Below are 11,036 nucleotides of genomic sequence, written 5' to 3' on the forward strand. Positions count from 1 at the left end.
GTCAGTGCCGTTCGAACCCTTTCAAAAAAGATGGAAGCCATTGATCTGGTGCGGTACCCACGGCGCGCATGTGCCGATGCATCTCCTCGACCGAACTGCGCCGACCCGAGATCACCGCCAGTGCCGTGTCGAACCCTTTCAAGTCCAGTGCGCACACCACACTGTCGTGGCCCTGCTTCACCAGAAACATTCTCGACCCAGGCTCCAGCTGCTCTTTGAGCAACTTGAACTCCCGCTCGGTCAGGCCGAAGCCGTCGATGTAGTCCTGTGCGTCGGCCTCGGGATTCGGAAAAAACACCTTCGTCGCCGTCTGTTCGACGATGGTGCGAGCGATGGAGCTGGACAGGACGCCGCGCGCGGTCTGCGTGGCGGCGCAAAGCACGCCGTTCAACTTCCGCCAGGTCTTCGGTGCGTTGTCCGCGAAGTGTTCGAAATCCGCATCCGCCAATGCGTTCGAGAACTCATCAACCCAGCACACGAGCCGACGACCATCGAGCAACTGCTCGACCAAATGAAAGAGATAGCGGTTCACCGGGCCACGGATCAGTTCGTTGGTGAGGAAGTGAGTGACATCAAACCCCACCGTTGCGTGTCCGGTCATCATGGGGACAACCGAATCCGTTGCATTGTCGAACACCCAAGCAAGCTCGCCGCCTGCACTATGGCACCAGCGGGCCAGACGCGCGTGGATGCTGTCAGGGCGCGTCGGGTCTGTGAACTCCAGCAGCCGGGACAGCCGTCTCGCGGGCTGGTCCAGTGCGAGCGTTCCTCGTAGCGCCTGGTCAAGCTCTGTGAGCTCGCGCGGAGTCAGCGCCGCTGGGCCGCGCGCGAGCATGCGCAGCCAGGAAGAAAGGAACTCGACATTCACTGGTGTGGGGTCGAGCTGTAGCGGATTGAACCCAGTCGGTGCTCGCGGCTGCAGCGGGAGATAGACCCCACCCAGGGCTCGCACAAGAATCTCCAGTCCCTGATCCTTATCGAAGATGACCTGCGTCGCGCCATGGCCCGACAGCATTGAGATGAGAAATCCGATCAATACTGTCTTGCCCGAGCCGGTCGGACCGCAGATGAACGTGTGCCCCGTGTCTTTGCGACTACCACCGTCCGGGTCGTGAGGATCGGAGGCATGCAAACTGAAGTAATAAGGCGAGCGCGCGCTGGTGAAGAGCAGCGCCAGCGCGTCTCCCCAGTGATTTCCCGTGGCGCGACCTGTCGGATAGTTATGCCACGGCACCATCGCCGCAAAGTTACGGGAGGTGATGGGCGCCTTGCGTGGTCGCAGCGAAAAGCAGCCTGGCAGCTGGGCCCAGAACGCAGCCTCCAGAGCCAGGTCTTCGCGAGCCACCGTCATGCCGCAGTCCGCTAGCGTCGTGCGGGCGAGCGCGACGTCATCATTGAGACGCTTGAGTAACGCTCCCTGCGCCGCTGATCGGGCGTCGCTAGGCGGGGTCAACACCTGCAGGGATAGGTGATGATCCCCCATGACGAACTCGTTCGCGGTGAGTGCATCGAGAGCGTCTTTTAAGTCCTCCGCTTGGCTGACCGCGAAGTCTCCTGCATTCGCCATGCGGTTGTACTGACGTTGCAGCAGCCCTTGCGCGATTCCTTTCGTCAGGAACGAGAACGACTGCGTCAGCACGAACTCGTACGGTGCCGACAGCAAGGCGTTATACATGCCGACACTGGTCGGGGTGGGGTACTCCTTAATGCCGAGGAAGGCACCCAGTCGCGTTTCGGCGGGCAGCCGGTACTCAATCACTTCGGATCCGAACAGCGGCCTTGTCGTCGCGATCACCTCGTTCAGGGGTGCTCGCGGGAGAGCCATCGCCTGCCATTCGCCATTGACGAGAATGCCGAAGAACTCAAGCAGCGTTGAGTAGCAGCACTGACCCTTGTCATAGAGGCCCAACCGCTCTGGCTCATAACGGGCGAGTGATGCGACGACCGCTTGACCAAGCTTCTCGCAGGTCTCGAGAGCATCCCGCAGCACCACACTTTCGCCCTCCTTCGCCGCTCGTGACAGCAGCTTTGCCGCGGCGCTGGTGGCCGAGCCAGCCACCGGGCGATAGACCAGGGCTAGATACAGTTCGTTGACCATGAGCGTCTCACCGGCGAGTCGCTCGCGGTACTTCTGTTCGAGTTCGGCGGCAAAGCCCGTCGCGCTCACCGACGTAGCAGCGACCCGTTCTCGGCGTCGAAGCACGTGCGTCCACAGCGCCACGTTAGGACTTGCGATGTTCCGCCACGTCACGTTGAGTCGCTCATGCCAGTTGTTCAGCGTTTCATCGTCGGCGCTCTCAAAGCTGGCACCGCCCAGACGGAATACCTGTACGAAATCACCGGCCTGCGTTTTGATGAGACCCTCAGCCACGTGGGCCGCATAGGGAATCTGGCGCGCGACGCTCAGCTCGCGACGGCTTGCGGCCAGTCGGTTCACAGCGCTCATGACCGGCCTCTCGACGCGCTGACCGCAACTCGCACAGTGACTGGATCTCGGCGCCTTCCCGTTCGGCTCGGCAGATCCAGAGCAAGCGGACTGTAACTCGCAGCCTGCCAGACTCGGATCGTGCCGAGGAACGCCGGCAGTCGAGTGCGCGCCCACAGGAGCATCAAGTGGAAGTAACGCGCCTCACGCGCACACAGCAGCGCACAGATCCCATGGATAGGAATCGCGATCAGCAGCGTGAGCAGATTCTTGGTCAGCACGAAGGTTTCCATCGTGACGACAAGGTTCAGCAGCAACGCTTCATACGCCACACCCCACCGCATCGGCGGACGAGTGATACCTACGAACAGCGGATCGGCGATCATTCCGGGGTTTCGCTCGCTCATGCCCCACCTCCTACACAGCGAACATCCCGCGAATCCACGCGACGATCTGAGGGGAACCAAAGATCGCGGCGATGCCGACAATGCATCCGATCACCCACCCCCAGCTGATCCGTCCCACCGCCGCAGCAATGGCCGCGCCGATCACTACGAGGATCGCAATCGGTGTCGCGATAGCGAGCGCAAATGTCACCAGCGAGTTTGCACCCGTATCGAACGGTGACTGCTGTGCGGAGGCGAGCTCCGGGAGCAGTAGTATCGTGAGCGCGACTGCGCCACTGACTCGGACGGTATCGACGTGCTTCACGTTCGCGTCCCATGGATTTCTGAGGGGACTCCATGGAAACATCACGGCGGAGGAATGTGTTAGTGGAGTTTCGCCGAAAATCCGGCCGAAACTCAGGGCAAACACCGCGCTGTTCAGCCGATTTTTCGGCGAAACTCGCCGGTAAAATTTGCCATTCGAGGCTCATCACAAGGATTCGGTTGGCACTTATACCGCCTTCCCTTCCAATAAAGGCAGTAGCTCTCCACCGATCATGAGCACCCCGTGGATGCGGGAGTCTTCGAGCGCTGTTTCATCGCCGTCTCGCGCGGCCACGAGCAGATTGTTCCAATAGGCTGGAAAGTCCTGCCAACGCGGGCGAAGCTGCGAACGGTATCGCGCAGCGATGCGTTCCACGTCTTGAGGTCCGAGATCAGCGATGATGCGGCTAACTGCGGGCGCCATGCCAAACAGCAGGCACGCAAACCGTCGATCCATGGCCACCGTACTGCACGCGAGCATGAGCGTCTCGCGCATCAACTCAGCGGCAGGCTTTCCCTTGAACACAGCATCAGGGGCGAGCAACTGACGATACGGAGGGCGGGAGGTCTGCGCGCCTCGCCACCACTGCGACTCCCGAAAGTGCACATCCATGAGAAGAAAGGGCATCTCGGCCGCACGCTTTCGAGCAGCAACACTTAGTCCTTGCCAAAGCGCTCGTGATTGGCTTACGAACGCGACTGACTGCCGATCCCCGCGAGCGTTCTGACTGAGCAGTTCCAGGCACCGCTCATTCAGCGTGTGAATGCGCTCCAGTGCCTGCTTCATTCTTCCGGTGAGGTCAGTGGACGGTCGTGCGGTCCGCAAGCTCTCCTCGACAATTCGGCCTGACATGTGACTTCCCTCAGTTCGCTTGATTCAGAACAGCTCCTGCTGCACGCCTTCTCCAATCGGGGGCGTCGCATGAATCACATCACTAATGGCGGGGACTGACGCGTTAGGTGGTAGGGTTGCTCCAGCTTGCTGGCATCGGTGACAACGTCGACGGCGCATAGCGAGTAAATCCGCGAGCATCACCGCATCACAACTCGAACATCGCGCCAAAGCTACGGTATCGGCTTCATCCACGCGCCTAGAAAGCAGCACCAAGTAATCGAGCTCAAGCGTGTACGCGGGAAAACACGTGATGTGCGCTTCGAACACATCACAGAGACATTCGCCGACTTCCACGCGACCCGCGGGCCGACTTCCTCGGGTCGCCGTCGCGACGCTGGCGAATAGCCGCCACAACAAGGCCAGTACCGCCGCTTCATCGCGCACCCGTTGTGTGGAAAGAAACGCCGCGAGAGATTTAGGAAGTGGACCGCGACGACGCATCTCGGCCGTAACCTTCCAGCGACGCCTCATCGTAGCAAGCTGATGGCGTGACAATCCGGTCAGACGGTATATGGTGTGAGTACGAGTTTGATGAGCGACCAACCGCCGCGCGAGTTGCCGCCGCCTCATCTCCTGATCCATCGGCTCTTCCAAGAAGTTCTCATCCATGAACGTCTCCTATTCACCGCGCTTGATGGCGGCGCAGGACAGCATCAGAAGTACTCAGAGAACTCGACGAGCACAATAGCCTGATCAGGCCAGTTGACCTCTCGTCTGATGATTCAAATCGGCGCAGTTCAGACATCTTTACTCGGACGGCTACTCGAACCGCGCGCCCGACGATTCAACCTGAACAGCGCTGCTACTGGAGCTGCCCGTTCAATGGGTCGCAGATCGTCGAGTCCGACCAATAAGCGTTGGTGGCATGACGTCACCGAAGCAAATCTCGCTATTCCGGACAGCCCAGACGATGGCCTGGATGCGAGTCGAGACGCCCAACCGACGCTTGGCCGATTCCACATGCTTGTGCACGGTGCTTTCGCTGATACCAAGCAACTGACTGATGTCCCAGTCGCTCTTGCCTTGAGCCGCCATTTCCAGACACTGCCGCTCACGCTCGCTGAGTACCGGAGCCGACTTGAGCGCAGTTTCGCGCGTAGCATTCACGCCTTCGCGATCTTCCATTGACGCATACAGATAGATCGCCATGATCTGCACGGCACGGTATGCGCGTTCGTCAATAGAATTCGAATCTGGAATCACCGAACAGGATGCTCGAAGCGCACCCGCGGTCCATGGTAGATGGATTGGCACGGTGTAGCCGTTGACGATGCCGGCACTCGCCGCCTCTCGAAGAATGAGCCTCTGTGACCTAGTGAGTGCGGCGATGAACCCTGGACTGTTCCATCGAAACGGTAAGAGGCTGCGTTCGGCGTGCTGTAGCACCGGATCACATCGGAACAGGCTTCGCTCCGTGTACTCGCCTGCCCAGTCTGGTGGGTAGTTGTGAAGTACGACAGCACTTTGGGGAGGATGGTTGAAATCTACATGGGAACAGCAGGCGTAGTAACGAAAGCCCATCCGCTCCAATGCGCGCTGGAAGGTAGCCGTTAATACCGACCTTCTATCTTGGCGCTCGCAGCGCTCCACGAAGAGCTGTGCCCAATCAAACGGTTCCATGTCGTTCAGCCGCGGGGCTCCGGAACGGTGTCGAATCAGTCGGCACTCGTTCATGCTCAGTAGTCCGCTACCGGCCGTCGCCTCCCATCAATGGTTCGCGTCAATTAAGACATAGATGGCGGCGTCGCGTTCCCGTGGCAGATACGCATGCGGACAGAGAAACAACGGCAATATAGGCAGGGCTGACGCCCTACCCGCGGCGGTACGCGTCGCGCGGACGACCGATCGAGGTGGAACGGAGGGTTTGTTGAACGGGCAACCTGAACGGAGAACTCAACACTCGATCACTGCCCTGCGCCCACAATCAATCTCTATCGAGACAGCATGTAAAGGACGCTCTCATAGACAGCCATCAATATTAAGCACCCTAGCGCCACACATAGCGTGACCCAGAAAGGAATCGGTGGCGGCACGCTCGAGCCCAAGTACACCAAGCCCGCCAGAACGCTTAGGACGGCGACAGCGGATAGCAGCAGCCGGACAAAGGGCTCAAGGAAGGCGAGAACAACCAGGCAGAGCCAACGAACTACATTGAGGATCAGCCAGAACGCCGCGAGCAGCAGGTTCGCGATGACGCTACCGTTGTCGGGCGAGTACGAGCGCTCAATCTCAGTGCTCATCGGACACTCTCCGTTGCACGTTTCGCCTCCATCTGGCATTCCAACCATGGCAAACACTTCAGAACATAGCAAACAAACTTTTGGTATCGCCCCTCACGATTTACACGTACCTACGTGTGTTGTTCCGCCCTGAGCCTGGATCCATCGTCACGCTGGCCGCCAGCGTGCACTCGCTAGCGCTCCCCGAACCGAGCAGCCAAGTGATGATCTCTCGGGACATCACGGAGTGGCCGTGAGCGCTCTTTCAATGGCGCTCGCCACCGCCTGATGATTCGATGGTGTTAACAGTCACGCTCCACCAACTCGGCAGGAGCGCACCGATTTCTTCTTCGCTGTATCGCGCATTGATCAGGTGCACGCTACCTGTGTCACTCGTGCTGGGATAACACGGCCCGCCGCCTGAACTACTTTTCGTATGCCCGGGTAAAGATAGACGTAGTTGAAGCCCTCCCCGAAGGCTAACTCCATGCGCTCCGCCATTGCGTTGTTCAGCGAGTTCGCCTCGGCATGCCTAGCGTGGCGATAAACGCGCCGATCAGGCGGTCGCCCACCAAGTCGATGCCTTCAGTGCAACGTGAGTCGGTTCTTCGGCAGCCGTTCGAAATCGCCGCGAAAAGTCTTACATTCGTCGATTCGCGGCACGCGTGGGTCGTAGCCATCGGCACGACCGCGCACTATGAGCATGCCCTGCTCAGACTGCAGCGACACCTCCGCCTGGTAGCCCCCACCTCGACGTGTGGCGACGATGCGATGCCCCTGGATACCTTCCTTCGCTGAAGGCGCGGGGGTAAATCTCGTGTCGAGGTCGCCCCGCTTCGCTGTAAAGCTGCACAGCGCTTTGACGCTGACGGTGTAGTTCACGTCGCCATCTCCGCCCAGCGCACGTGAGCGACCCGGACCGGCACCTCGTGAAGTTCTGCAGCGGACTCGGGCCTGCTGATACGCATCGATCGCAGCCTCCAACGCCTCCCCGTAGGCACCCGCCCGCTCAAGCAAGCGAATGCGCCGGAGCCGCGCGCCGGGGTGCGGGGATTGCTGGTAGATCGCGAGCGCCGCCGCTACGTCACCGTGTCGCTCATACCAGTAAGCGATCTCAAAGAGCAGTTTGGCTCGGCGGGCTTCAATCCATCCCTGTGGCAACAGGATCCACGGGAACGCCGGAGAGCACGACATCCAAACGGCGCATCCGCATAGAGTTGCTCGCGGCACGCGTAAAGTCGATAGAACGCCTCGATGTCAGCGCGGCACTGAAACCCGCGCGACTTGCTATCAAGGCCAACAGCCTGGTAGCGAAATATTCCCAGATCCACGAGAACAAACTCGGACCAGTCCTGATGGAAGCCGCCAAGGAAGAGCAACCGGAGCTGACTACACAGCGCTGCGATGAGTACACGGTAAGCCTGCTCATCCTTCGATTGGCGCCACGAGGAGAATGAGCGCGAATGTAGATGCAGTGGCTGAAGGGCCGTCAGAAACTCCGCCTTGGTGAATGAGCGAGTCGATGTGCCTGCGAAAAGCGCATCGATTTCATCTCTTCGCAACAACTCGAACAGTTCATCCAATGTGAGCAATGGCTCATCGTCCAGAAGCTTCGCATGAACCAACGGCGCGGCAGCAGCGGCGATGTCGCCGATCTCGGGGTAACGAATCTTCGAGCCCCGAAAGCAGTCATGCTTGCGCATGAGCAAGCGGACTAGCAGCGCCTGGGACGGCTGGGGAAGGTCTGCGAACTGTTGGATGAACGTTCGCTCAGGCGGTGACAAGAGATCAGGGTAGTCTTCGACCAGCCATGCCATGGCGCTCTGAAAATTGCGCAGGTAGTACAGCGCATCGAGACGGGGATCCCGCATGACCGCGACTTAGCGCCGCTCAACGCTGAGCGAAGCGGCACCGTAACCCCCCTGGGCGGCTGAAGGTAGCGGACGAGGTGGCGCTTCGACATCAGCAGGCTGGCAGTCGCTAATGGATAGATGTACAGTAGCGCGGCGTCGAGGCCTTTGCCAGCCTCGACACCCGGATCTTTTACGCATTCGCAGTCGAGCCAGGACGGCCGGTTGCGCCGGTGCTTACAAGGAACTCCGGTTCCGCCGGGAGGCTGATTGGATCCCCTGGAAATCGAATGCAGCATCTGCTATTCACAACGGATGAGCATTCCGAAATTTTACGACCTGGAAGCCCAGAAGATCATCGCTGATGGTGAGAAGATCGGCCTTTTCACGAAGCACCCTACAGCACTAGGCGCATTTCGCGAAGCTAGGCTGCGGCAGTATTTGGCTGAGCACACCCCCGCTCGTTTCGCAATAACAAGTGGCTTCATTACGGACCATGACTCCGATCGTGACAATATCTACGACATATCATCAAGGCAGATTGACTGTCTGATACATGACGCAACCGGATCTGCTCCATTGCTTCAGACGGCTGACTTCGCGATTATCGCGCCCGAGGCAGTTGTCGCAGTCGTGGAAGTGAAAAGCGATCTTACTCTTTACAAGAGCAGATCCGGGAAGCCGGATGCACTTCCCTGGGTAGATAAGAAGGGACCTTTTGTTTGGGCTGGCACGCTTGTCGATGCCTTGGAGAACATAAAGAGCGCGATCGTTGTCCTTGAAGGTGCAAAGATTCCTCGCGACAGCTACTTTACTGGAGTAATGAGTTACAGCTGCAGTTCGGTAGCGCAAATCGTACCGGCGATGACCGGCGGAGAACTGTTGAAGCAGTTGGATCTCGAGAACATAGATCAGATGCCGACAGACATCTGTGTCTTCAATCAGTCGTGGTTCGGAATCTCGGCATATCAATGGCTCGACGATCCGGAATATCAGCCTGACAACGCGGATCCGGCGTTGTCATTCCTTCTGGAAGGAGCACGCGCTAGCGAAGGCAGTTCCTTACAACTTTTCACAGCGGATTTTAATTTCGCAATTACGGTGGCGAGAGGCGTTAAAGAACATCGCGTAGGCGGCCTCCGTTCCGGCGTCGGGTACGCCGGTTCCGTCACTAGTCACAAGATCAGCCTTCCGAGTCCACGCCAACACCAGCACTTGTCGGTTGACAACACCTAGGCGACTCCCCCCCGCATCGGACCCACTGTCGTAGCCATCCTCGATAGTCTCGTCTGCATAACATGCATCAATTTCTATTCGGCGGGCCGGACTACGCTGCGATGCTATCCAGCGTCCTCAACAGCCGCCACGCGATCGCAGGTCAATGTCGAGATCATGCGCGCCTTCCGCGCATGCGGGAGTTGGCTCTAGGGGCTTTCGTCCGCTCAGCCGGGGTCATGTGGGGGCCGTAAAGGGAGATGAACTCTGCCAGAGAGTCATCGACGGCGTAACAAGTGGGAAACGACCTCACATGCCGGCTGGTACCACCCTGACTTCTGTCGCGACGCGGCTCCTTCGAAGGTAATGCGTCGTTCGGTGCAAGCAGACTCCGAACTCGCGCGGCTTCAATGTCCCGGCTCGCGTTTCCCCAGCCGAAAGCACTTATGAACGAGGCTCCCGCGAACGATCCCAAGCTCAGGCGAGCTCAGCGGCTACTTCTTGCACACGAAGTACGCGAGATCGCTTTTGCTTGAGCCGGGTACGAGCTCAAACCATTTCGTAGGTGTGCCGGCGATCTTGGCGACGGATTCTTCGCTGTACCCCATCTCGCGAATCTGCATCGTCTTGCAGTTGATCTCTGTCCTCGTGTAGCCAACGCTATCCATGCCGACTCTCTTGTGGACAGCTCTGACGATGTTGCCGCTGCGCTTCGATTCCAGTAAGTAGTACTTGCCTTTGTCCTGCATGCTCCGAGGAATCAGTGTCTCCCCTGCCATGGCTGGCAAAGAGAGCGCCCATAGGGCCAGCGCCCACGACAACTGCTTTTTCGACCTACTGACCATTCGACCAACTTCCAGTCCGTTCTGATGGCTTTACTTCACGCGTTCGAGAGTCTGCGCGAGTAGATTGTTAACACTGATCCAACCGCCCACCGCGGCGCTATCGCCCTGAGCACGGACGAGATAGCGGCGGCTATGCCCCGAGTCATCGATTCGGCGGATTTCGATAATCGTGCCGGCCGGCACTCTGGTCATGTTGACGATATCGACAAGGGGATCGGCGGATTCAAACTCCGGGAGCACATTCGCATTTCCTGAGAGCCGATAGCGCTGCCCGACTTGCAGTTTTTGCGGGTTCACCCAATCGGTTTCGGTCTTCACCGGCACAGACAGCTTATGGGGAAACGCCACCTCGCCTTCTACGCGGTGCCAGCCATCATCCACGACGACCGCCTTCCCTATGAGGTTGCTTGCCTCTGGTTCCAGCGGAGGGACGTGCCCGACGAGTGGCACAGTGAGACTCACTGTCACTGACTGGTTGATTGACACGATGGTCACGGGATTGTCGGCGACGGCGGCGGATAAATTCAGGGCTTCTTCGACGTGCTGCACCCATTTCGTATCGTCGATCGTTACCGTCCGTGGATTCCGCAAGGCTCCGACGGTCAACTTCTCCGCCCAGTACATTGGCGCATACGTCTCACTGCCTTCCGAGTTGCGGCCGACGTATTCACGATTGACGTCGGTCATGACGGGCACGTTATCCGGAAGGTCGGTTTCAAGCCAGAAGGTAACTTGGTCGCCCTCGAGCTTCCCTCTGATCTCGAAACGATCCGCGATTACTTCGGGCAAAGGCGCGGGGGCCGATGCTCCTGAAGAAGACGCGGCTGGATCCGCAGACGCAGAGGTGGATCTGTCTCTTATACACATCTGACGCTGC

12 protein-coding genes are annotated in these 11,036 nt (G+C 59.0%); 1 reads left to right on the forward strand and 11 read right to left on the reverse strand.

The annotated features are described in order from the left end of the window. Position 1: 1 nt before the first annotated feature. The 9 genes from D0550_RS23985 to D0550_RS24020 all read right to left on the reverse strand — a co-directional run bounded on the left by D0550_RS23985 (position 2) and on the right by D0550_RS24020 (position 8,120). Positions 2–2,446: a VirB4 family type IV secretion/conjugal transfer ATPase gene (locus D0550_RS23985; protein ID WP_116811729.1), complete on the reverse strand. Its 2,445-nt coding sequence runs from the start codon at positions 2,444–2,446 to the stop codon at positions 2–4. After that, positions 2,443–2,832, reverse strand: coding sequence for a VirB3 family type IV secretion system protein (locus tag D0550_RS23990; protein ID WP_116811730.1), 390 nt, complete (start codon positions 2,830–2,832; stop codon positions 2,443–2,445). Before D0550_RS23990 ends, D0550_RS23985 begins: the two co-directional genes overlap by 4 nt. 10 nt (positions 2,833–2,842) lie before the next feature. Further along, complete coding sequence (locus tag D0550_RS23995) at positions 2,843–3,136, reverse strand: TrbC/VirB2 family protein (protein ID WP_161966013.1); 294 nt, start codon at positions 3,134–3,136, stop codon at positions 2,843–2,845. A 186-nt stretch (positions 3,137–3,322) separates the two neighbouring features. Further along, on the reverse strand, positions 3,323–3,763 hold the full coding sequence (locus tag D0550_RS24000; protein WP_153067307.1) for a hypothetical protein: 441 nt from the start codon (positions 3,761–3,763) through the stop codon (positions 3,323–3,325). Between the two features lie 249 nt (positions 3,764–4,012). Further along, positions 4,013–4,639 (reverse strand): hypothetical protein, encoded by a 627-nt coding sequence (locus D0550_RS34670; protein WP_153067308.1) that lies wholly within the window; start codon positions 4,637–4,639, stop codon positions 4,013–4,015. Between the two features lie 210 nt (positions 4,640–4,849). Then, positions 4,850–5,650, reverse strand: a complete 801-nt coding sequence (locus D0550_RS24005; RefSeq protein ID WP_161966014.1) for a helix-turn-helix transcriptional regulator — start codon at positions 5,648–5,650, stop codon at positions 4,850–4,852. A gap of 311 nt (positions 5,651–5,961) precedes the next feature. Continuing rightward, entirely contained in the window at positions 5,962–6,270 is a 309-nt protein-coding gene (locus tag D0550_RS24010; RefSeq protein ID WP_153067309.1) for a hypothetical protein, read from the reverse strand. A 564-nt stretch (positions 6,271–6,834) separates the two neighbouring features. Continuing rightward, on the reverse strand, positions 6,835–7,131 hold the full coding sequence (locus tag D0550_RS24015; protein ID WP_153067310.1) for a hypothetical protein: 297 nt from the start codon (positions 7,129–7,131) through the stop codon (positions 6,835–6,837). Positions 7,132–7,328: 197 nt separating this feature from the next. Beyond that, positions 7,329–8,120: a PDDEXK family nuclease gene (locus D0550_RS24020; RefSeq protein WP_116811736.1), complete on the reverse strand. Its 792-nt coding sequence runs from the start codon at positions 8,118–8,120 to the stop codon at positions 7,329–7,331. A gap of 249 nt (positions 8,121–8,369) precedes the next feature. Between D0550_RS24020 and D0550_RS24025 the strand changes: the two genes are divergently transcribed. After that, positions 8,370–9,335, forward strand: coding sequence for a DUF6602 domain-containing protein (locus D0550_RS24025; RefSeq protein WP_153067311.1), 966 nt, complete (start codon positions 8,370–8,372; stop codon positions 9,333–9,335). 473 nt (positions 9,336–9,808) lie between these two features. Here D0550_RS24025 and D0550_RS24030 read toward each other — a convergent pair whose 3' ends face one another. Both D0550_RS24030 and D0550_RS24035 read right to left on the reverse strand, forming a co-directional pair. Next, complete coding sequence (locus D0550_RS24030; RefSeq protein WP_206606502.1) at positions 9,809–10,159, reverse strand: hypothetical protein; 351 nt, start codon at positions 10,157–10,159, stop codon at positions 9,809–9,811. Between the two features lie 30 nt (positions 10,160–10,189). Continuing rightward, positions 10,190–11,036, reverse strand: an 847-nt coding sequence (locus D0550_RS24035; protein ID WP_206606503.1) for a hypothetical protein, incomplete at its 5' end; no start/stop codon positions are given.

It is taken from the genome of Steroidobacter cummioxidans (assembly GCF_003104955.1).

Bases quoted from the DNA above. Each gene is read 5' to 3' on its own strand.
- D0550_RS24030 (WP_206606502.1), bottom strand. From the start codon at position 10,159: ATGGTCAGTAGGTCGAAAAAGCAGTTGTCGTGGGCGCTGGCCCTATGG.
- D0550_RS34670 (WP_153067308.1), bottom strand. From the start codon at position 4,639: ATGGATGAGAACTTCTTGGAAGAGCCGATGGATCAGGAGATGAGGCGG.
- D0550_RS24020 (WP_116811736.1), bottom strand. From the start codon at position 8,120: ATGCGGGATCCCCGTCTCGATGCGCTGTACTACCTGCGCAATTTTCAG.
- D0550_RS24005 (WP_161966014.1), bottom strand. From the start codon at position 5,650: ATGGAACCGTTTGATTGGGCACAGCTCTTCGTGGAGCGCTGCGAGCGC.
- D0550_RS24000 (WP_153067307.1), bottom strand. From the start codon at position 3,763: ATGCCCTTTCTTCTCATGGATGTGCACTTTCGGGAGTCGCAGTGGTGG.
- D0550_RS23985 (WP_116811729.1), bottom strand. From the start codon at position 2,446: ATGAGCGCTGTGAACCGACTGGCCGCAAGCCGTCGCGAGCTGAGCGTC.
- D0550_RS23990 (WP_116811730.1), bottom strand. From the start codon at position 2,832: ATGAGCGAGCGAAACCCCGGAATGATCGCCGATCCGCTGTTCGTAGGT.
- D0550_RS24010 (WP_153067309.1), bottom strand. From the start codon at position 6,270: ATGAGCACTGAGATTGAGCGCTCGTACTCGCCCGACAACGGTAGCGTC.